The following is a 20,415-nucleotide window of genomic DNA, read 5'->3' as shown; positions in this document are numbered from 1 at the left end:
TACCGGTTACATCTGTTTGCTGGCGTCAGCTCGCCATCGCCAGCGGAAAAAGCAGCCTGTCCGGCTCGACGCGGCGCTGACGGCGCAGCTGCCCCGGCGTAACGCGGAAATAGTTTTTAAAGGTGCGCGTGTAGGCCTGCTGGGTGTCGAAACCGTAGTTCATCGCCACCTGCAGAATCGCCTCGTTGCTGTTCAGCAGCAGCAGCGCAGACTCCGTCAGGCGGCGCTGACGAATATATTCCGCCAGCGAAAAACCGGTATGCTGGCGGAACAAACGCTGCAGATGCCAGCGGGAATAGCCCGAGCGACGCGACACCTCATCCAGATGCAGGTCCTGGCCTAAGTTGCTTTCAATCCACTGCAGCAAACTACGAATAAATTCGCGCTGATTCATGAGTTCCTCCCGATACGGCATGATGTTCAGTGAACCCACTTTAGCGCGGAAAATTTATCCCTTAATTAGCGGAAAATTAGCGCAGAATTAGCATCGCATCTGGCAGGCATCGCCGTGCGGCGACTTTAATTCTGTGCTAATAATCCCGGCGTAAACTGCGGCTAATCACTGACGAGGCGATTTTCCATGCGCGTACTTTTGGTTGAAGATGATGAAATGATCGGCGCCAATCTGCAGCAGGCGCTGGAAGCCGCAGGCTGGTCGGTTGACTGGGCGCGCGACGGCGTCTTTGCCCATCACGCCTGGAATGAAGGCGACTATACCTGCGTGCTGCTCGACCTCGGCCTGCCGCGCGACGACGGGCTGCAGGTGCTGAAGCGCGCGCGCGGACGCGGCGACACCACGCCGGTGCTGATTTTAACGGCGCGCGACACGGTAGCGCAGCGCGTGCAGGGGCTCGACAGCGGCGCCGACGACTACCTTCTGAAACCTTTCGATCTGCAAGAGGTGCTGGCGCGCATGCGTGCAATAACCCGACGTCGCCACGGCGCGGCGGACTCGCTGCTCGGCAGCGGCGACGTTCAGCTGGACATGATGACGCGCGAAGTGCTCTATAAGGGCCAGCGCGAGCAGCTGACCGCGCGCGAATATGCGCTGCTTTACGCCCTGCTGGAGCGTCCCGGCGCCATCCTGTCGCGCGAACAGCTGGAGAACCGCATCTACGGCTGGGGCGAAGAGGTTACCAGCAATGCGGTGGACGTGCTGATCCACGGCATGCGCCGCAAGCTCGACAATGACGCCATCCGCAACGTGCGCGGACTCGGCTGGCGCGTGCCCGCGCTATGAAACCCTTCACCTTTATGCGTTCCCTGCGCAATAAGCTACTGAGCACGCTGCTGATTATTCATCTGCTGATGATCGGCGGCGTCACCTGGTATTTCTTCAGCTGCTACGGCGACATGATCGGCACCATGAAGGATGACCAGCTGTCGAAAATCGCCGACGCCTGGGCGACCAACAAAGAGATTCCGGCGCTGATGCCGCTGATGCTGCACGCCGACAAAATGAAAAGCGCCTACGTCGTGCAGCTGTGGGACAAGGACGGCAGGCTGCGCGCCAGCTCCTGGCCGGAGCTGCACGCGCCGCTGCAGGCGCAAAAAGGGTGGCATGATATCGACGTCGGTGACTGCGACGAGTGCGCCTGGCGTATCTACACCCGTCCCGGCGAGCCGGGCAGCGACATTAAAACCATTCAGGTGATGCATAACCTCAGCCATATGCGTGCCGAGATGGTGAGACGCGCGCTGGCGGCGATTATCCCCCTGATTTTGATGATGCCGCTCTCCCTGCTGGTGATCTGGCTGGTGGTACGCAAGATCACCCGCGATCTGCGCGTCGCCTCGCGCGAAATCGCCGCGCAGGAGACGCTGCATCCCCATCTGGTGTCGCCTGAAGGGCTGCCGGATGAGATCCTGCCGCTGGTAGAGGCCTACAACTCGCTGCTCAACAAGCTGCGCGCCGCCTGGTCGTCGCAGCGTCAGTTCCTGGAGGACGCGGCGCACGAGCTGCGCACGCCAGTCACGGCGGTGACGCTGCAGCTGGAGAACCTGCGCCAGCATATTCAGCCGGGCGAAGCGAGCCGCCAGTTCGATCAGCTGGAAGCGGGCGTGACGCGCACGCGCCATCTGGTGACGCAGCTGCTCAATATTTCGCGTCAGGAAGATAAAACCGTGGTCGCTTCGGTAGAAAACATCGAGCTGGAGGATCTGCTGAAAGAGAGCATCGAGCAGTTGATGGTGGTAGCCGACAAGCGCGGCATCGATATCGGCTTTAACGGTTCGACGCACTATCATTTGCAGGCGAGCCGTTCCGAGCTGCGCAGCCTGTTCGATAATCTGATCGGCAACGCCATGCTGCATACGCCGGAAGGCAGCCTGGTGGACGTCTTACTGCATCGCGTCGGCGATCGCACGGTGGTCGATATCGTCGATAACGGTCCCGGCATGCCGGAAGCCTTTATCGATCGCGCCTTTGACCGCTTTACCCGTTCGCCGACCGTGAAGGCACAGGGCAGCGGTTTAGGTTTGTCGATCGTGCGCAGCGTGGCGCAAAAGCACCATATCCATGTTTCCCTCTCCAACTGCCTCAATCCGCAGGGCGCCATCTGCGGTCTACAGGTTCGCGTCACCCTGCCCTGATTTTCACGTTCGCGCGCGATGCCGACAACGTAAACGGTTGCGGCGTTCCGTTCGCCGCCGCTTATTTTCGTGACACACTTCACATTTTCACGTAAATGCAATGCAACACATTTTGACAAACGTGAGCAAAATCTATTTTCTATCGCCCTGTAACGGTCAGGCTACGCAGGTCAAAAACCGGCTGTAAAAAACGGTTACATCTTCGCCGCCCCACTCTGGGATCGATTTCACTCTGACTGCGTTCCTGCGCGGTCAAAAGCATGTGGTTAATGATAATGAAATTTAAAACCTTGATAGCAGGCGCCTTGCTGGCAACCTCCCTGAGCAGCGGCGCGCAGGCCGCCGAAAGCGATCCGCAATACCTCTCCGACTGGTGGCACCAGAGCGTCAACGTGGTGGGCAGCTATCACACCCGCTTCGGACCGCAGTTCAATAACGACGTCTATCTGGAATATGAAGCCTTCGCGAAAAAAGACTGGTTCGATTTTTACGGCTACCTCGATCTGACCAACTTCTTCGGCATGGGCAACAGCAACGCCAACGGCATTTTCGACCACGGTTCGCCGATGTTCATGGAAATCGAGCCGCGTTTCTCTATCGATAAGCTGACCGGCACCAGCCTGGCCTTCGGTCCGTTCAAAGAGTGGTACTTCGCCAACAACTATATCTACGATATGGGCCGCAACAGCGATAACCGTCAGAACACCTGGTATATGGGCCTCGGCACCGACATCGACACGCACAGCGACGTCGGCCTGTCGCTTAACGTCTACGCCAAATATCAGTGGGAAAACTACGGCGCGGCGAACGAGAACAGCTGGGATGGCTATCGCTTCAAGGTGAAATATATGGTGCCGATCACCACGCTGTGGGGCGGCAACCTGAGCTATATCGGCTTTACCAATTTCGACTGGGGTTCCGATCTGCGCGACAAGTCAGACGCGTCGCGCACCAGCAACTCGATCGCCTCCAGCCACATTCTGTCGCTGGGCTACGACCACTGGCATATTTCCGCCGTGGCGCGTTACTTCCATAACGGCGGTCAGTGGGCGGATGGTCAGGAGCTGAACTTCGGCCGTGGGCCTTTTGAAGTGAAATCGACCGGCTGGGGTTACTACCTGGTGGCGGGTTATAACTTCTGATAAAAGCGGGCTAATTGCACGCTTAGAAACAGTGCTGTCGCGTGAGAGCCAGCCCGATCGCAAAGACGCAAAAAGCGGCATCCCTGCCAGCTCGGCCTGCGCCATCCATGGCGCAGGACGCTTTGCTCCTCGGGCTGGCTCTCCCGCTTGCAAGCTTGTTCAGCCGTTTATAAGAAAGGCCTGGCGAGCACTTATTCCTGCGGCTTCTCGACGTTAATGCGCCACGGAATACCGAACTTATCGATAAACATCGCGAAGCCGTTGGACCAGAAGGTCTCCTGCCACGGCGTCGTGACCTTGCCACCGGCCGACAGTTTCTCAAACCAGGCTTTACCCTGTTCCACGTCGGTGGTCGACAGGCTGACCGCATAGCCGGCGTGCTCCGATGCCGGCGGCTTCTCGGTATTGCCGTCGCTCAGCATCAGTTCCCCTTCGCCGATACGCAGCTGGGCATGCATAATCTTTTCCGGCGGCAGCGGCGGCGCAGATTGATCGCCCACCTGCTCGCCCTGATCCGGCATATCACCGAACGTCATTTTATAGAGCAACTCTCCCTCGGTAGCCTGTAGGTAAAAGTCGATAGCCTCTTCACAACGGCCATAGAGAAACAGATAAGGACTGACTTGCATCTTCACCTCTATATTGTCGGTTGGATTTCTTACAGTACCCTAACAGTGTAGACGATCGACTTTACCTATTGTTTTTACTGGCAATAACGGCGAAAGAGCTGAGCCATGTAAGCGCTCATCGGCGTCAGCGCCGTCTCCTTTCGCTGAATCAAATAGAAGGTCGCTTTTGGTAAGGGATCGTCCAGATCCAGCGCCACCAGCTGCTGGCCAAGTACCGCATCGTTGATGACATCGACCGAGAGAATACTGACAAAGTCGCTCTGCGCGACCAGACTGGTGCAGGCCATAAAGGTCTCGCAGGACACCACGATTTTGGGCGCCATGCCGCGCTCGGCAAAGAGATCGTGCAGCAGGCGATAGTAGCTGCCCTTCGGCGTCGGCATCGTCCAGTCGCACCGCTGTAGCGCCTCAAGCGATCGCGCCTTTTCCATCGGGTGCCCCTTGCGCACCACCACTTTATAGTCGCGCTGCATCATTTTCTCAAAACTCAGCTCCTGGTCGAGATGGCTCTGATCGTAGGTATTGATGGTGAAATCGAGTTCGCCCTGGCGCAGCTCCGGGATCATCGACACCAGCTGGCCTTCAACAATACGCACCTTGACCAGCGGATACTCGCGATGAAACTGGGTGATCACCTGCGGCATGATGGTGCGCGCCACGCTGCCGCCCACGCCGATATTCACCTGGCCGCCTGCCAGTCCAAGCCGCTGCTGAATATCCTCCTGCGCCACACGTAATTCTTCCAAAACCAGACTGGCATGGCGAAAAAAGTTATCACCCACGTCGGTCAGCACCACACCTTGCTGGCGGCGAACAAACAATTTTGCGCCTAAAACCTGCTCCAGTTCCTGAATCGCTTTGGTCAGCGCCGGCTGAGAAAGCCCGGAAAGACGGCTCGCGGCGCGGATGCTGCCCTGGCGCGCAACCTCAACGAAGGCGCGTAGCTGATGCAATTTTAACTGTGACGGCATGATAACCACTGTTTATCAGGAGAAAGATATTCGCATCTTATGCGGCCTGCACGGCTTGTGTAAATTCGGTAGGGTGCATAAAAAACCATCAATAAGGATCTCCTATGACAACCCTCTCTGAGCAGGTTCAGGCGCTGGCGCCGCAGATGCAAAGCTGGCGGCGCGATCTTCATCAGTTTGCCGAATCCGGCTGGCTGGAATTCCGCACCGCGACGCGGGTGGCCGACGCGCTGCATAAACTGGGTTATCAACTGCAGCTGGGTCGCGAGGTGATTAACGCCGAGGCGCGTATGGGACTCCCCAACGCTGAGGTTCTGAAACAGCAGGAGGCGCGTGCGCTGCAGCAGGGCGCGCTGCCGCAGTGGCTGCCCTATTTCTCCGGCGGCTTTTGCGGCGTTGTCGCCACGCTGGAGACCGGTCGTCCCGGCCCGGTGATGGGATTCCGCGTCGATATGGACGCGCTCGATCTTAACGAGAGCCAGGCGCCCGATCACCTGCCGCAGCGCGAAGGTTTCGTCTCCTGCAATCCCGGCATGATGCACGCCTGCGGCCATGACGGCCATACCACTATCGGGCTGGCGCTCGCCAGCGTGCTGATGGCGATGAAGTCGCAGCTGAGCGGCACGATCAAGCTGATTTTCCAGCCTGCCGAGGAGGGCGTACGCGGCGCGAAGGCGATGGTGGAGGCGGGCGTGGTAGACGATGTCGATCTCTTTACCGCTATCCATCTCGGCACCGGCGTGCCCGCCGGCGAGCTGGTGTGCGGCAGCGACAGCTTCCTCGCCACCACCAAGCTGGACGTGCATTTCACCGGCGTCGGCGCGCATGCGGGCGGCAGGCCTGAAGAGGGGCGCAACGCGCTGCTGGCGGCGGCGCAGGCCACGCTGGGACTGCACGGGCTGCCGCAGCACAGCGGCGGCGTCGCGCGCGTCAACGTCGGCGTGCTGCAGGCGGGCACCGGCCGCAACGTGGTGGCCGACACCGCGCTGATGAAGGTCGAGACGCGCGGCGTCAGCAACCAGGTTAACGACGACATTTACCAGCAGGCGCTGCGCGTCATCGCTGGCGCAGCGGCGATGTACGGCGTGGAGTATGAGGTCAGGCTAATGGGCGCGGCGCGCAGCTGCACGCCGACCCAGCCCTGGGTCGATTTCCTCCACCAGCAGGCGGAGGCGCTCGGCATCTTCGACTCGGTGGTGGATCGCAAGGCGCAGGCCGCCGGATCGGAAGACGCCACCTACATGATGGAGCGCGTTAAACAGCGCGGCGGCCAGGCGACCTACGCCATCTTCGGCTGCGATCTGGCGGCGGGCCACCATAACGCCCGCTTCGACTTTGACGAAAGCGTGATGGGCAAAGCGGTGCAGACGCTGGCGACGCTGGCGCTCAATCAGGCGCAGTTCGGAGGCGGCCGATGAACGCTGATTTCCTTGCGGACTATATCGACGCCCATCAGGCGCGCTTTACCGCCCTTAGCGACGCCATCTGGGACACGCCGGAAACCCGCTTCGCCGAAACGCGCTCCAGCGCGCTGCTGGCCGACGCGCTGGAGCAGGAAGGTTTCGTCGTAACGCGCGGCGTCGGCAATATCGAGACCGCCTTTGTCGCCAGCGCGGGCGAAGGCCAGCCGGTGATCGCCATTCTCGGCGAGTTCGACGCGCTGGCCGGACTCAGCCAGCGAGCGGGCTGCGCGCGACCGGAACCGCTGGAAGAGAACGGCAACGGTCACGGCTGCGGCCATAATCTGCTCGGCACCGCCGGACTGGCGGCGGCGTTCGCGCTGAAAGCGTGGATGGCGCAGCACGGCGGGCGCGGCACGGTGCGTTTCTACGGCTGTCCCGGCGAAGAGGGCGGGTCCGGCAAAACCTTTATGGTGCGCGAGGGATTGTTCGACGATGTCGACGCCGCCGTCACCTGGCATCCCGAAGGTTTCAGCGGCCTGTTCAACCTCAGCACCCTCGCCAATATCCAGGCGGCCTTTCGCTTTAAAGGGGTAGCGGCGCACGCGGCGACCTCGCCCCATCTCGGGCGCAGCGCGCTCGATGCGGTGACGCTGATGAACACCGGCGCCAACTTTTTGCGCGAGCACATCGTGCAGGAGGCGCGGCTGCACTATGCGGTGACCAACAGCGGCGGCGTCTCGCCCAACGTGGTGCAGGCCGACGCCGAAGTGCTCTACCTGATCCGCGCGCCCGAGCTGCCTCAGGCGCAGGAGATCTACCAGCGCGTGATCAATATCGCCCAGGGCGCAGCGCTGATGACCGACACGCAGGTGACGGTGCGCTTCGACAAGGCGTGTTCCAACTACGTGCCGAATCGCGCGCTGGAAGCGGTGATGGAGCGTTATTTGCATCACTTCGGTTTGCCGCGTTACAGCGAGGACGAGCGCGCTTTCGCCGCCGAGATCCGCGCCACGCTGAGCGAGGAGGATCTACGCACCGCGCGGCTCAATGCGGCGCGCACCGGCGGCGAGGCGGGCGCGGCGTGGATTGAGGCGCACGGCGATAAGCTGCTGATGGATGAGGTGGCCCCCTGCGCGGCGACGCGCGAGCTGCTCTACGGCTCCACCGACGTCGGCGACGTCAGCTGGGTGACGCCCGTCGCGCAGTGCTTCGCGCCCTGCTTCACCTTCGGCACGCCGCTGCATACCTGGCAGCTGGTGGCGCAGGGCCGCACCACTATCGCGCACAAGGGCATGCTGCTGGCGGCCAAAGTGATGGCCGCCACCGTGCTGGATCTGCTGACCGACGAGCAGGCGCTGGCGCGCTGCCGCGCCGAGTTCGACCGCGCGCGCCGCGCGCAGCCCTATACATGCCCGATTCCTGAAGGCGTCGCGCCTTCAAAACTGGCCAACTGAGCCGCGGCCGCGCCTCAGGCGCGGACCGATAACACAATAAAAAAAACGCAAACACGACCATACAAGACGAGGAATATCATGACCGTAATGTCGGAGAGTCGCAGCCCTGGGAAAGTGTTCGGCTGGATCGAGCGGGTCGGCAACAAAGTCCCCAATCCCTTCCTGCTGTTTGTTTATCTAATTGTGGTGCTGATGATAGCGACCGCCGTTATCAGCAGTCTCGATCTGGCGGTGAAAAACCCGGTCAGCGGCGAGATGGTGCGCGTCAACAACCTGCTGAGCGTCGCGGGCCTGCAGTGGATCCTGCCCAACATCATCAAAAACTTCAGCGGCTTTACGCCGCTCGGCTCGATTCTGGCGCTGGTGCTCGGCGCCGGCCTGGCGGAAAAAGTGGGCCTGTTGCAGTCGCTGATGGTGAAGATGGCGTCGCGCGTCAGCCGCCGCTATGCCAGCTATATGGTACTGTTTATCGCCTTTTTCAGCCATATCTCTTCCGATGCCGCACTGGTGGTGATGCCGCCTCTCGGCGCGCTGATCTTCCTCGCCGTGGGACGCCATCCGGTGGCGGGCCTGCTGGCGGCAATCGCCGGCGTCGCCTCCGGCTTTACCGCCAACCTGCTGATCGTCACCACCGACGTGCTGCTCTCCGGCATCAGCACCGAAGCGGCGAAAGCGGTCAGCGACACCGTGCACGTCAGCGTAATCGATAACTGGTTCTTTATGGCCACCTCGGTGATCGTGCTGACCGTGGCCGGCGCCATTCTCACCGACAAATTTATCGAGCCGCGCCTGCCGCAGTGGAAAGAGGGAAGCAGCGAGCGGCTGGCGGCCCTGACGCCGCTGGAGAATCGCGGCCTGCGCGCGGCGGGCATTGCGGCGCTGCTGTTTATCGGCGTGATGGCGCTGCTGGTGGTGCCGGAGCATGCGCCGCTGCGCGATCCTAAGACCGGCGGCATCGTGCCGTCGCCCTTTATCAGGGGCATCGTGCCGATCATCATTCTGTTTTTCTTTGTGGTGGCGATCGTCTATGGCGCGGTCACGAAGCAAATTCGCCGCCCGGACGATATTCCGCAGCTGCTGGTTGAGCCGATGAAGAGCATGGCGGGCTTTATCGTGATGGTGTTTCCGCTGTCGCAGTTCGTGGCCTTCTTCAACTGGAGCAACATGGGCAAGTTTATGGCCATCGGGCTGACCGACGTGCTGGAGAGCGCAGGCATCAGCGGCGCGCCAGCCTTTCTCGGCCTGATGTTCCTGTCGGCGTTTCTCTGCATGTTTATCGCCAGCGGCTCGGCGATCTGGTCGATTCTCGCCCCGGTGTTCGTGCCGATGTTTATGCTGCTCGGCTTTCACCCCGCCTTTGCGCAGATGATCTTTCGCATCGCTGACTCGGCGGTGCTGCCGCTGGCGCCGATGTCGCCCTTTCTGCCGCTGTTCCTCTCTTTCCTGCAGCGCTACCAGAAAGATGCTCAGCTTGGCACCTATTACGTGCTGATCTTCCCCTATCCGGTGGTCTTCTTCATCACCTGGATCGCGCTGCTGCTCGCCTGGTATGCGCTGGGTTTGCCTATCGGACCGGGCGTCTGGCCGCAGATGCCGTGACGGCTTCGCCAGGGACGGCGAAAAGTGCAACGTACGTTGCTAAAAACTCACCAACAACCCTCTCGGCAAGGATCGCCGAATTGATTATTCTGCACTCTCTTCGCTTGCTAACGGTCACTATTTTTACAACATCGCCATGCCGTTAGCGAGACAGGCAAACACCGTCACACCGAGGTTTATAAAATAATGACAACCACCTGCACTCCAGGGATGGCGCCGGGGTTCGCTGCGCCGACGCCGAACAACAGCTTAGCGGGGCGCATCGACGCGCTGCCTTCGTCGCGCGGCCTGTGGCGTTTTATTACGCTGCTCGCGCTCGGCGGCTTCTTCGAACTCTACGATCTGTTTGAGACCGGCTATATCAGCTCCGGGCTGCTGGCCGCCGGCGTCTTCCACACCGGCAGCGCGGGCGTGTTCGGCATCGCCGATCAGGCTGCCTTCGCCTCCGCCACCTTTCTCGGCCTGTTTGTCGGCGCCAGCCTTCTCGCGCCTTATGCCGACCGCTTTGGCCGACGCCTGACCTTTATGTGCGCGCTGGCGTGGTATGGCATTTTCTCGCTGCTGATGGCCTTTCAGCAGAGCGCGGAGATGATTATTCTGTTTCGCTTTCTGGTAGGCATTGGCCTCGGCATCGAACTGGTCACCATCGACACCTACCTTTCTGAGTGGGTGCCAACGCATCTGCGCAGCCGCGCCTTCGCCTTTTCGTTTTTCGTGCAGTTTCTCTCTGTGCCGACGGTGGCGCTGATGTCCTGGTGGCTGGTGCCGCAGACGCTGTTAAGCCTCGAAGGCTGGCGCTGGGTGGTGATCGCGGGCGCGCTCTGTTCGCTGATTATCTGGTTTATTCGTAAGGATCTGCCGGAGTCGGCACGCTGGCTGGCGCAGCAGGGCCGTCATCAGGAGGCGCATCAGGTGCTGAGCGCGATGGAGAAACGCTGCGGCGTCGCGCCCGGCGCAGACTTCCCGCCGGATGACGCGGCGGCGCAGCTGCCGAAACGCGGCCGGTTCAGCGAGATCTGGTCGCCGGCCTACCGCAAGCGCACCCTGATGCTGGTGGTAATGAACTTCTTTCAGGCGATCGGCTTTTTCGGCTTTGGCAACTGGCTGCCCGCGCTGCTGTCGGGCAAAGGCGCGACCGTGACCCACAGCCTGCTCTACGCCTTCTTTATCACCCTCGCCTACCCGCTCGGCTCGCTGATTTGCAGCCGCTACGCCGATAAGTTTGAGAACAAATGGCAGATCGTTTTCTCCTGCCTGATGACGGTGGTATTCGGCACGCTGTTCGCTTTTCAGACCAACCCGGTGCTGCTGATCCTCTGCGGCTTTCTGATCACTTACTCCAACGCCTGGCTGACCTTTAGCTATCACGCCTACCAGACGGAGATTTTTCCCACGCATATTCGCGCCCGCGCGGTCGGCTTTTGCTACTCCTTTAGCCGCCTCTCGACGGTATTCAGCAGTATTTTGATTGGCTTGATTTTGCAGTATGCGGGCAGCCAGGGCGTTATCGCCTTTATCGTGGCGAGCATGCTGATGGTGATGCTGTCGGTGGGGATTTACGGACCGAAGACGCGCGGCATCGATCTGGAGAATATTTAAGGGAGAGGCGCAAGCCAAAGGAAAACAGGCCCGACGTCAGCCGGGCCTGTTCAGAGGGTTACTGATTTTCGAGCTGATGGATATCCGCGCTGCCCTGATAAGGCTGGATGGTATTATCTTTACGCAGCTTCGCCACATCCTTCGCCGTAACGTCCGCCTTGCCGCCGTTGCCCCAGCTGGTGCGGATAAAGTTCACCACGTCCGCCACCTGCTGATCGTTAAGCCGCCAGCCGAACGCCGGCATGGTAATGGTAGTTGGGGCGCCTTTTACGCCCGGCAAGGTGCCGCCCGCCAGCACGATATGGATCAGCGAGGTCGGATCTTCGGCCATCACCACCGGGTTGCCGCGCAGCGCCGGGAAAAAGCGCTGATAGCCGCTGCCGTCAGTTTTATGACAGGCCGCGCAGCTATCGACATAGACCGATGCGCCGGTCGCGCTGTCGTCGCCTTTCCACAGCGCTTTCGCCGTGGCGTCATCGACGCTAAATGCCGCCTGACGCGGATCTTTCGCGCCGAGCGACTTCAGATAGTGGGCAATCGCCGCGATATCCTCATCGCTAAGATGCTGCAGGCTGTGCTCCACCACGTCAGTCATGCCGCCGAACGCAGCGGTATGGTCGTTGCGGCCGTAGCGCAGGAACTGGCGCAGATCCTCTTCGCTCCAGCGTCCCAGTCCGTCGCGGTTATCGCCGCGCAGGTTGCTGGCGGTCCAGCCGTCAATCGGCGCGCTGCTGCCCGCCAGATAGTCATTGCCTTCGCCGTTGTTCAGCGCTTTTTCCTGCATGGTAATGCTGCGCGGCGTATGGCAGGCGCCGCAGTGGCCCAGGCCTTCCACCAGATAGCGGCCGCGCGCCAGCTCAGGATCTTCCTGCGCCATCGGCTGAAACGCTTTTACATCCGGCGCGAACATCGAGCGCCAGATCGCCAGCGGCCAGCGCATCGACAGCGGCCAGGGGATATCGCTTTTGTGGTTAGTCTGCTCGACCGGCGCGACGCCGTGCATAAAGTATGCGTAGAGCGCCTGCATATCCTCGTCGCTCACCACCGCGTAGGAAGGGTAAGGCATCGCCGGATAGAGGGTATCGCCGTTCTTCGCCACGCCGTGACGCACCGCCTTCTGGAAGTCGTCGTAGCTGTAGTCGCCGATGCCGGTTGCTTTGTCCGGCGTGATATTGGTGGAGTAGATGGTGCCGATCGGCGTCGCCATCGGCAGGCCACCAGCGAAGGGTTTGCCATCTTTGCTGGTATGACAGGCGACGCAGTCGCCCGCGCGCGCCAGATACTCGCCGCGTTTTACCCGATCGCCGCCGTTATCGTCCGCCAGCGCGGCAAAGGTCATCGTGCCCAGAATCAGGGCCAGTAAGCCGTTTTTCATCGCCATTTCCTTATGCCTGCACCAGTGGGCCCGGGTTTTTCAGATACTGTTCGCGGATCGCTTTCGCCGACCAGTAGGTCAGCGCCGCCACCATGCCCGTCGGGTTGTAGCCCAGGCCCTGAGGGAAAGCGGAGGCACCTGGCACAAAGACGTTCGGCACGTCCCAGCTCTGCAGATAGCGGTTCACCGCGCTGGTGGCGGGATGATCGCCCATAATGGCGCCGCCGCTGATGTGCGTGGTCTGATAAACCGTGGTGTCGAAATGGCTGCCCGGCTTTTTCGCGCCGCCGATAATCATCTTCGGACTCATCGCTTCGGCGATTTTATGCATCTTGCCGACCATAAACTGCGCCATCTTGATGTCGTTATCCTGCCAGTCAAAGGTCATGCGCAGCAGCGGCTGGCCGTGGGCATCTTTGTAGTTGGGATCGAGGTCGAGATAGTTCGCGCGGTAGGACTGATGCGCGCCGTGGGCGTCCATAGAGATATGGTGCGTGTAGGTATCCGCCACCGCCGCCTTCCATTTGCTGCCCCAGTTCGGCGTGCCGGTCGGCGTCGGCAGACCGGAGATCGGCTTGGTGCCCGCCTGGTTGACCCAGAACGGCGAACCGCCGACGAAGCCGTGCGGCCCGTGGTCGAAGTTGTCGGCGTTGAAGTCGTCGACGCCGACGCCCGCACCGCCCGCGCCGATAAACGGGTTGGTGGTGGTGTTTTTGTCGAACAGCGCCTTCAGGGTCGAGATATTCTGGTAGGCGAAGTTGCGGCCGACGGTGCCTTCGTTGGTGATCGGGTTATAGGGCTTGCCGATGCTGGAGAGCAGCATCAGGTGCACGTTGTGGAACTGGAACGCCGACAGGATCACCAGATCCGCTGGCTGCACCACTTCACGCCCCTGCGCATCGACGTAGGTGACGCCGGTGGCGCGCTTTTTGTCGTCGGTCAGGTTGACGCGCAGCACGTAGGAGTTATTGCGCAGCTCGAACTTCGGCTCCTGGCGCAGCGCGGGCAGGATGTTCACGTTCGGCGACGCTTTCGAGTACATGTAGCAGGCGTAGCCGCTGCAGTAGCCGCAGAAGTTGCACGGCCCCATCTGCGCGCCGTAGGGGTTGGTGTAGGGGCCGGAGGTGTTGGCCGACGGCAGATCGTAAGGGTGATAGCCCACCGACTTCGCCGCCTCGGCAAAGAGCTGCGCCGAGTATGTGCGCTTCTGCGCCGGCAGCGGGAATTTGTCGGAGCGATCCGGCGCGAACGGGTTGCCGCCGCTCTCCTTGCCGACCACCTGACCTTTAATGCTCCACGGCGTGCCGGAGGTGCCGAAGACCTTTTCCGCCTTGTCGAAGAACGGCTCCAGCTCGTCATAGGTGACGCCGAAATCCTGGATGGTCATCCCTTCCGGAATAAAGTTTTTGCCGTAGCGCTCTTCATAGTGGCTACGCTGGCGCAGCTCGGTCGGGTCGACGCGGAAGTGTACGCCGGACCAGTGCAGCCCTGCGCCGCCGGTGCCGGTGCCCGGCAGAAACGCCGCCAGCTGGCGATAGGGAACCGCCGTCTGCGAGGCGTCGTGACGAATAGTCACGGTGCTTTTCGACAGATCCTGGAAGAGCTTTTTGCGGATGTTATAGGTCAGCTCGTCGATTGACTGCGGATAGGATCCGTCTGGATAGGTGTCGCGATGCGGGCCGCGCTCCAGCGCGACCACGTTAAGACCGGCTTCGGTCAGCTCTTTCGCCATAATCGCCCCGGCCCAGCCGAAACCGACGATTACCGCGTCTGCTTTTTTCATCTCGTTTGCCATGATTACGCGCGCTCCCCGCGAATAGATACTGACGGGAACGGATAGCGTTCGCCGCGTTCAACCCAGTCCATAAAGTCGGCGCGCGCGCCTGGGAAGCCGATCAGCTTCCAGCCCACCATATTCTGGTTGCCGCCGTGAATCGGGTCGCTGAAGAAGCCTTCGCGGGTGTTCTGGATCAGAAAGGCGAAGAAGGTTTTCGCGGGCAGCTGATGGAAATCGGCCTGGCCGCTCTCCATCGCCTGCAGCAGGGCATCCTGCTGCTCGCCGCTGAGATCGGCGAACACCTTGCCGTGCTGGCGCTTGCTGTAGTCGTCGGCGTCCGCCAGTCCCAGACGGTAGATCTGCTGCGGCACCAGCGGCAGCTGATAGCCCAGCTCTTTCGGCAGGTCCGGATTGAACGGTCCCTGCATATACCAGTTGGCGCCGGTGGCGTAAGGGGTATTCATCTGGCGATCGATAAATTCCGGCACGCCCGCTTCCAGCGCGCCTGGACCGCGCTCGTCATTCGGGATCAGGCGGGCGACGGCAGCCTTGATAAAGGCGAATTCCTCAGCGGTAAACCAGCTGGGCTGGTAGTCGCGCGCCGGCTGCGCCGCAGCGGGATCGGCAGCCTGCACCGCAGGCGCCATGCTGAAGCCGCCGACGACGGCGCTGCCCGCCGCCATAGCTGGCGCCAGCGCAATGGTCTTTAACAGAAAATCCCTGCGCGTCTGCCCACGTTTTTGTTCTGACATGACATTGCCTCAGTACCGCTTATAATGCGGCATGAAAGTTAAACAGTTGCGTTGTAATGGTTTTTTTATGCGGATTAAGGGTTACAGCAGTACTGTTACCGGTAACAGCGGGCGCTAGTGTAACACTGTTGTGGTGAAACATTTAGTTCGCCGAAACAAATTCGCACAAATTCATTAACATCTCGTCGCAATGCTTTACCTGGTGCGGACGATAACTGTCACCACCAGAAACAACACTCAACAGACAGATAACGCTAAAAGACGTTATAAAAGAGTGCACACAACAGCGGAGAGCCCATGTTTAAGTCCTATTTCCCCCGGCCAGCGCTGTTTTTCAGCTCGGCGGCGATCTGGAGTCTGATCGCGATTTTTGCCTGGTTCGGCTTTGCCGATGACCTGCCTTCCCGCTGGCCAGCGCTGCATGCTGCCATGCAGCAGCCGCTGCCGACCACGGCCGCGCGCTTTATCGCCCCGAGCCAGCTCTGGTTTTATGGCTATTACTGGATAGTGGTGGCGATATTCGCCCTGGCCTGGCGCATTATCGATAACCATCCGTGGCAGCGCTGGTCGGTATGGGGATCGGCGCTGATTATCTTCGTCACCTGGTTCGGCGTGCAGGTCGGCGTCGGCGTCAACGCCTGGTACGGCCCGTTCTACGATCTTATCCAGCAGGCGCTGACCAAAGCGGGTTCGGTGCCGATTAGCCGCTTTTACGCGGAAGTAATGGCCTTTCTCGGCATTGCCGTGATTGCGGTAGTGATTGGCGTAATGAACTCATTCTTTATCAGCCACTGGGTGTTCCGCTGGCGTACCGCGATGAACAACTACTACATGCACAACTGGCAACGCCTGCGTAAGGTCGAAGGCGCGGCGCAGCGTGTGCAGGAAGACACCATGCGCTTCGCCAGTACGCTGGAAGACTGGGGCGTCAGCTTTATTCAGGCAATCATGACGCTGGTGGCCTTTCTGCCGGTGTTGATCGGCCTGTCGCACCACGTCAAGGATGTGCCGATTCTCGGCAATATTCCCTACGCGCTGGTAATCGCGGCGCTGCTCTGGTCGCTGTTCGGCACGGCTCTGCTGGCGCTGGTGGGCATCAAGCTGCCGGGGCTGGAGTTCCGCAATCAGCGGGTCGAGGCGGCCTATCGTAAAGAGCTGGTGTATGGCGAGGATAATGCCGATCGCGCGACGCCGCCGACGGTGCAGGCGCTGTTCAGCCGCGTGCGCTTTAACTACTTCCGTCTCTACTTTCACTATCTCTACTTTAATATCACCCGCATTCTCTATTTGCAGGTTGATAATGTTTTCGGCCTGTTTGTGCTGTTCCCCTCTATTGTGGCAGGTACCATTACGCTCGGTTTGCTGAACCAAATCACCAACGTTTTCGACCAGGTGCGCTCATCGTTCCAGTATCTGATCACCTCCTGGTCGACGCTGGTGGAACTGATGTCTATCTATAAGCGTCTGCGCAGTTTCGAGCAGATCCTGCAGGATGTTCCGCATCAGGAGATGCTGCGCGAAGCGGCGGAAAACGAGTAAAGCAGCAAACTCACCCGGGCGCAGCGCGACAGGGCGCTGCGCCTGCTGCGCCCGGAACGGCCTGCTAACTGCGCCTTCGCCCCCTTCCCCCTTGCGCATTTCGCATTCTTGCCGCCAGCAATACCACGCCCACCGCTCTCAAAACCCTTTAGCATTGTTAAAATAATCACATCTATCGTTGCCGTTAACAGGCGATTTAACCGTTTGCATCGCGATTTCAGGTTGTGAAATTTGTCACATTATTAACTTTAACAAGCTGATAATGTGATTTTAATAACATTAAAACAGAATAAATTCACCTGGGAGCAAACAATGGACATCGCGGTTATCGGGTCAAACATGGTTGACCTTATTACCTATACCAGTCAGTTGCCTAAAGCAGGCGAAACGCTGGAAGCGCCAGATTTTGCCATTGGCTGCGGCGGGAAAGGCGCGAATCAGGCGGTTGCGGCCGCGAAGATGGGCGGACGCGTGATGATGGTTAGCAAGGTCGGCGACGATCTCTTCGCGCCGGAAACCGTCGCCAACCTGCAGCGTCAGGGCGTGGATACGCGCTACGTCACCACCGCGCCGGGAACCTCGAGCGGCGTGGCGCCGATCTTTGTCGACGAGCAGTCGCAGAACCGCATCCTGATTATCAAAGGCGCCAACCAGCAGCTTAGCGCGGCCGATATCGACGCCGCCGCCGAGGCGCTGAAAGCGTGCCAGCTGATTATCCTGCAGCTGGAGATCCCGCTGGAAACCGTCTACTACGCCATCGATTTCGCCCGTCAGCACGGCATCAAAGTGATCCTCAATCCGGCGCCGGCGGTGGAAAATCTCGATATCGCTTACGCCTGTAAATGCGACTTCTTTATGCCCAACGAAACCGAGCTGGAGATCCTGACCGGCATGCCGGTCGCCACCGATGAAGAGGTCAAACTGGCCGGCCAGACGCTGCTCAAGCGCGGGCTGAAAAACCTGATCATCACCATGGGGGCGCGCGGCTCGCTGTGGATGAGCGGCGACAGCCTGCACCAGGTGGCGCCGACGGCGGTGAAAGCGGTCGATACCAGCGGCGCGGGCGATGCGTTTATCGGCTGTTTCGCCCAGGCGCTGGTGCAAAGCGGCGATATCGCGGCGGCGATGGCGCAAGCCTCCGCCTACGCCGCCTGCAGCGTGACCGGCCGCGGCACGCAGCGATCCTATCCCGACGCGGAAACCTTCCAGCGTTTTCTTAACGTTAACTGAGGTCGAGCTATGCAGCAGAACATTGTTCAGCAATCCGACGGCTACTTAAATAAAACGCCGCTGTTCCAGTTCATTTTGCTCTCGTGCCTCTTCCCGCTGTGGGGCTGCGCCGCGAGCCTGAACGACATCCTGATCACCCAGTTCAAAAGCGTTTTTGCGCTCAGCGACTTCGCCAGCGCGCTGGTGCAGAGCGCCTTTTACGGCGGCTACTTTCTCATTGCCATTCCGGCCTCGCTGGTGATCCGCAGAGCGAGCTATAAGCTGGCGATCCTGATGGGGCTGGCGCTCTATATCGGCGGCTGCGTGCTGTTCTATCCCGCCTCGCATATGGCCACCTATACCATGTTCCTCGCGGCCATTTTCGCTATCGCCATCGGCCTGAGCTTTCTGGAAACCGCAGCCAATACCTATAGCTCGATGATTGGCCACCGCGATCGCGCCACGCTGCGCCTCAACGTCAGCCAGACCTTCTACCCGGTCGGCGCGCTGATGGGCATCGTGCTGGGCAAATATCTGGTGTTTCAGGAGGGCGACAGCCTGCAGAGCCAGCTGGCCGGAATGAACGCCGAACAGGCGCACGCGTTCCGCCTCAGCATGCTGGAGCATACGCTGGAGCCCTATAAATATCTGGTGATGGTGCTGGTCGTGGTGATGCTGCTGTTTCTGTTTACGCGCTATCCGCGCTGCAAACCGGCGTCGACCGAGAAATCCCTGCCGTCGCTCGGCGAAACGCTGCGCTATCTGGCCGGCAACCGCCACTTTAAGCGCGGCATCGTGGCGCAGTTCCTCTATGTCGGCATGCAGGTGGCGGTGTGGTCGTTCACGATCCGTCTGGCGCTCACGCTGGGCGCCGCGAATGAACGTCACGCCTCTAACTTTATGATCTACAGCTTTATCTGTTTCTTTATCGGCAAATTCGTCGCCAATTTCCTGATGACGCGCTTTCGCGCCGAGAAGGTGTTGATTGCCTATTCAGCGCTCGGCGTGCTGACCCTGGCGTGGGTGATGTTCGTGCCGAACTTCACCGCGGTCTATGCGGCGGTGTTTGTCAGCGTGCTGTTCGGCCCCTGCTGGGCGACAATTTATGCCGGCACCCTGGCGACCGTCGACAACAAGTACACCGAAGTGGCGGGCGCGTTTATCGTGATGTCGATTGTCGGCGCCGCCTTTATCCCGGCAATTCAGGGATTTGCCTCCGATCATCTGGGCTCGATGCAGCTGGCGTTTGGCGTCTCGCTGCTCTGCTTTGCCTGGGTGGGTTTCTATTTCTGGGGCGAACTGCGTCATAAAAAACAGGCGCTGCAAACCGGCCGTTTAGTCGAGGAGATGCCATGAAAACCCGTCTGCCGCTCTGTCGGGAACAGTTTCACGCCACGCCGACCACGCTGCTGCAAAACGCCGAGTTCCACGTCGAGCTTTTCCGCTATCCGGCCGGGATCGAAGCGGTGCGTATCAGCAATCAGCGCGGCACGGTAACGGTGCTGCCTTTTTACGGCCAGATGATTTGGGATGCCTGTTTCGACGGCCGGACGCTGACCATGGGCCACAGCTTTAAGCAGCCGCTGCCGGGCAGTTCGATTATCGACACCTACGGCTGCTTTGCCTTCCACTCTGGGCTGCTGGCGAATGGCTGTCCGGCCGAAGATGATAACCACCCTCTGCATGGCGAAATGGCCTGCGCGCGCATGGACAGCGCGTGGCTGGTGCTGGAGGCGGATCGCCTGTCGCTTGAGGGTGAAACCGAGTATGTGAAAGGCTTTGGCCATCACTATCTGGCGGCGCCGGCGGTGCGGGTCGAGGCTGGCCAGCCGCGCCTGCATATTGAGATGAACGTGACCAACCTGGCGGGCGCGCCGATGCCGCTACAGTATATGTGTCACCTGAACAGCGCATGGATTGATGACGGCGAGTTTAAGCAGTCGATCCCGCAGCAGGCTTTCCAGCTGCGCACCTCGGTGCCGGCGCACGTGAAGCCGACGCCGCAGTGGCAGACCTACACCGCCGCTCTGGCGCGCGATCCGCAGGCGTTTCAGCGGCTGGATCGGCCGGAGATGTGCGATCCGGAGATCGTCTTCTTCGCCGACGATCTGCCGCAGTATGGCGACGAGATGCAGTTCGAGCTGCATTCGCCGCAGGGTTTCGCACTGATGACGCGCTTCAGCAGCCGGCAGTTTCCGCACGCCACGCGCTGGATGCTGCACAACCGCGATCAGCAGGTGGCGGCTTATATTCTGCCGGCTACCTGCCGGCCGGAGGGCTTCAACGCCGCGCAGCGCGCCGGCACGCTGCTGTGGCTGGCGCCGGGCGAACAGCGCCGTTTCAGCGTCGAGACGGGAATATTGTAACGTCGTGC

The 20,415-nt window shown here is 60.4% G+C and carries 17 protein-coding genes; 11 read left to right on the top strand and 6 right to left on the bottom strand.

All coding sequences use genetic code 11. The features are described from left to right. Nucleotides 1-25 precede the first annotated feature (25 nt). Nucleotides 26-394, bottom strand: a complete 369-nt coding sequence (locus B3229_RS10495) for a helix-turn-helix domain-containing protein (RefSeq protein ID WP_033749207.1) — start codon at nucleotides 392-394, stop codon at nucleotides 26-28. Between the two features lie 186 nt (nucleotides 395-580). On the opposite strand from B3229_RS10495, the gene B3229_RS10490 reads away from it, so the two are divergent. From B3229_RS10490 to B3229_RS10480, 3 genes are all read left to right on the top strand, one after another. Next, nucleotides 581-1,240 carry a response regulator gene (locus B3229_RS10490; RefSeq protein WP_033749206.1) on the top strand — a complete coding sequence of 220 codons (660 nt, stop codon included), beginning with the start codon at nucleotides 581-583 and terminating at the stop codon, nucleotides 1,238-1,240. Beyond that, nucleotides 1,237-2,592 carry a sensor histidine kinase gene (locus tag B3229_RS10485; protein WP_048783071.1) on the top strand — a complete coding sequence of 452 codons (1,356 nt, stop codon included), beginning with the start codon at nucleotides 1,237-1,239 and terminating at the stop codon, nucleotides 2,590-2,592. Before B3229_RS10490 ends, B3229_RS10485 begins: the two co-directional genes overlap by 4 nt. Before the next feature lie 275 nt (nucleotides 2,593-2,867). Beyond that, entirely contained in the window at nucleotides 2,868-3,734 is an 867-nt protein-coding gene (locus B3229_RS10480; protein WP_033793233.1) for a nucleoside-specific channel-forming protein Tsx, read from the top strand. Nucleotides 3,735-3,925: 191 nt separating this feature from the next. On the opposite strand, the gene yjdN is transcribed toward B3229_RS10480, so the two are convergent. After that, entirely contained in the window at nucleotides 3,926-4,363 is a 438-nt protein-coding gene (gene yjdN / locus B3229_RS10475) for a VOC family metalloprotein YjdN (protein WP_033749203.1), read from the bottom strand. Between the two features lie 74 nt (nucleotides 4,364-4,437). Continuing rightward, the gene (locus B3229_RS10470) at nucleotides 4,438-5,334 is read right to left on the bottom strand and encodes a LysR family transcriptional regulator (protein WP_286870589.1); all 897 of its coding nucleotides are present in this window, start codon (nucleotides 5,332-5,334) and stop codon (nucleotides 4,438-4,440) included. A gap of 104 nt (nucleotides 5,335-5,438) precedes the next feature. On the opposite strand from B3229_RS10470, the gene B3229_RS10465 reads away from it, so the two are divergent. The 4 genes from B3229_RS10465 (at nucleotide 5,439) to B3229_RS10450 (ending at nucleotide 11,389) form a co-directional block, all read left to right on the top strand. Further along, entirely contained in the window at nucleotides 5,439-6,752 is a 1,314-nt protein-coding gene (locus tag B3229_RS10465) for a M20 family metallo-hydrolase (protein ID WP_048783068.1), read from the top strand. Beyond that, entirely contained in the window at nucleotides 6,749-8,191 is a 1,443-nt protein-coding gene (locus B3229_RS10460; protein WP_286870587.1) for a M20 family metallopeptidase, read from the top strand. The genes B3229_RS10465 and B3229_RS10460 overlap by 4 nt, the downstream gene beginning before the upstream one ends. Nucleotides 8,192-8,269: 78 nt before the next feature. Beyond that, the gene (abgT, locus tag B3229_RS10455; RefSeq protein WP_286870585.1) at nucleotides 8,270-9,790 is read left to right on the top strand and encodes a p-aminobenzoyl-glutamate transporter; all 1,521 of its coding nucleotides are present in this window, start codon (nucleotides 8,270-8,272) and stop codon (nucleotides 9,788-9,790) included. Between the two features lie 186 nt (nucleotides 9,791-9,976). Next, entirely contained in the window at nucleotides 9,977-11,389 is a 1,413-nt protein-coding gene (locus B3229_RS10450; protein ID WP_048783062.1) for an MFS transporter, read from the top strand. 58 nt (nucleotides 11,390-11,447) lie between these two features. On the opposite strand, the gene B3229_RS10445 is transcribed toward B3229_RS10450, so the two are convergent. Genes B3229_RS10445 through B3229_RS10435 form a run of 3 tightly spaced genes read right to left on the bottom strand, consistent with a single transcriptional unit; the run spans nucleotide 11,448 to nucleotide 15,293 of the window. Next, the gene (locus tag B3229_RS10445) at nucleotides 11,448-12,764 is read right to left on the bottom strand and encodes a c-type cytochrome (RefSeq protein WP_286870583.1); all 1,317 of its coding nucleotides are present in this window, start codon (nucleotides 12,762-12,764) and stop codon (nucleotides 11,448-11,450) included. 10 nt (nucleotides 12,765-12,774) lie between these two features. Next, complete coding sequence (locus B3229_RS10440; RefSeq protein WP_286870581.1) at nucleotides 12,775-14,559, bottom strand: GMC family oxidoreductase; 1,785 nt, start codon at nucleotides 14,557-14,559, stop codon at nucleotides 12,775-12,777. 2 nt (nucleotides 14,560-14,561) lie between these two features. Next, nucleotides 14,562-15,293 (bottom strand): gluconate 2-dehydrogenase subunit 3 family protein, encoded by a 732-nt coding sequence (locus B3229_RS10435; protein ID WP_286870579.1) that lies wholly within the window; start codon nucleotides 15,291-15,293, stop codon nucleotides 14,562-14,564. A gap of 297 nt (nucleotides 15,294-15,590) precedes the next feature. Here B3229_RS10435 and sbmA point away from each other — a divergent pair, with 297 nt between their 5' ends. From sbmA to B3229_RS10415, 4 genes are all read left to right on the top strand, one after another. Continuing rightward, nucleotides 15,591-16,832 carry a peptide antibiotic transporter SbmA gene (gene sbmA, locus B3229_RS10430; protein ID WP_286870577.1) on the top strand — a complete coding sequence of 414 codons (1,242 nt, stop codon included), beginning with the start codon at nucleotides 15,591-15,593 and terminating at the stop codon, nucleotides 16,830-16,832. Between the two features lie 312 nt (nucleotides 16,833-17,144). Further along, nucleotides 17,145-18,062, top strand: a complete 918-nt coding sequence (gene rbsK, locus B3229_RS10425) for a ribokinase (protein ID WP_096072441.1) — start codon at nucleotides 17,145-17,147, stop codon at nucleotides 18,060-18,062. Nucleotides 18,063-18,071: 9 nt separating this feature from the next. Continuing rightward, a complete protein-coding gene (gene fucP, locus B3229_RS10420) occupies nucleotides 18,072-19,397 on the top strand; it encodes an L-fucose:H+ symporter permease (RefSeq protein ID WP_286870574.1) in 1,326 nt (441 codons plus the stop codon). Continuing rightward, the gene (locus B3229_RS10415; RefSeq protein ID WP_048783051.1) at nucleotides 19,394-20,407 is read left to right on the top strand and encodes an aldose 1-epimerase family protein; all 1,014 of its coding nucleotides are present in this window, start codon (nucleotides 19,394-19,396) and stop codon (nucleotides 20,405-20,407) included. The genes fucP and B3229_RS10415 overlap by 4 nt, the downstream gene beginning before the upstream one ends. Nucleotides 20,408-20,415: the final 8 nt, after the last annotated feature.

Source organism: Pantoea sp. UBA5035, from assembly GCF_002415245.1.
In the GTDB taxonomy this organism is placed as follows: domain Bacteria; phylum Pseudomonadota; class Gammaproteobacteria; order Enterobacterales; family Enterobacteriaceae; genus Pantoea; species Pantoea septica.
Note: the sequence above shows the minus strand (reverse complement) of the source record. Positions and strands in the feature narration are given on the sequence as shown.

What these genes read in the sequence shown, in the direction of transcription:
- fucP (WP_286870574.1), top strand. Translation starts at nt 18,072, where the DNA reads ATGCAGCAGAACATTGTTCAGCAATCCGACGGCTACTTAAATAAAACG.
- yjdN (WP_033749203.1), bottom strand. Translation starts at nt 4,363, where the DNA reads ATGCAAGTCAGTCCTTATCTGTTTCTCTATGGCCGTTGTGAAGAGGCT.
- B3229_RS10415 (WP_048783051.1), top strand. Translation starts at nt 19,394, where the DNA reads ATGAAAACCCGTCTGCCGCTCTGTCGGGAACAGTTTCACGCCACGCCG.
- abgT (WP_286870585.1), top strand. Translation starts at nt 8,270, where the DNA reads ATGACCGTAATGTCGGAGAGTCGCAGCCCTGGGAAAGTGTTCGGCTGG.
- B3229_RS10485 (WP_048783071.1), top strand. Translation starts at nt 1,237, where the DNA reads ATGAAACCCTTCACCTTTATGCGTTCCCTGCGCAATAAGCTACTGAGC.
- B3229_RS10440 (WP_286870581.1), bottom strand. Translation starts at nt 14,559, where the DNA reads ATGGCAAACGAGATGAAAAAAGCAGACGCGGTAATCGTCGGTTTCGGC.
- B3229_RS10465 (WP_048783068.1), top strand. Translation starts at nt 5,439, where the DNA reads ATGACAACCCTCTCTGAGCAGGTTCAGGCGCTGGCGCCGCAGATGCAA.
- B3229_RS10470 (WP_286870589.1), bottom strand. Translation starts at nt 5,334, where the DNA reads ATGCCGTCACAGTTAAAATTGCATCAGCTACGCGCCTTCGTTGAGGTT.
- B3229_RS10495 (WP_033749207.1), bottom strand. Translation starts at nt 394, where the DNA reads ATGAATCAGCGCGAATTTATTCGTAGTTTGCTGCAGTGGATTGAAAGC.
- B3229_RS10460 (WP_286870587.1), top strand. Translation starts at nt 6,749, where the DNA reads ATGAACGCTGATTTCCTTGCGGACTATATCGACGCCCATCAGGCGCGC.
- B3229_RS10435 (WP_286870579.1), bottom strand. Translation starts at nt 15,293, where the DNA reads ATGTCAGAACAAAAACGTGGGCAGACGCGCAGGGATTTTCTGTTAAAG.
- B3229_RS10450 (WP_048783062.1), top strand. Translation starts at nt 9,977, where the DNA reads ATGACAACCACCTGCACTCCAGGGATGGCGCCGGGGTTCGCTGCGCCG.
- rbsK (WP_096072441.1), top strand. Translation starts at nt 17,145, where the DNA reads ATGGACATCGCGGTTATCGGGTCAAACATGGTTGACCTTATTACCTAT.
- sbmA (WP_286870577.1), top strand. Translation starts at nt 15,591, where the DNA reads ATGTTTAAGTCCTATTTCCCCCGGCCAGCGCTGTTTTTCAGCTCGGCG.
- B3229_RS10445 (WP_286870583.1), bottom strand. Translation starts at nt 12,764, where the DNA reads ATGAAAAACGGCTTACTGGCCCTGATTCTGGGCACGATGACCTTTGCC.
- B3229_RS10480 (WP_033793233.1), top strand. Translation starts at nt 2,868, where the DNA reads ATGAAATTTAAAACCTTGATAGCAGGCGCCTTGCTGGCAACCTCCCTG.
- B3229_RS10490 (WP_033749206.1), top strand. Translation starts at nt 581, where the DNA reads ATGCGCGTACTTTTGGTTGAAGATGATGAAATGATCGGCGCCAATCTG.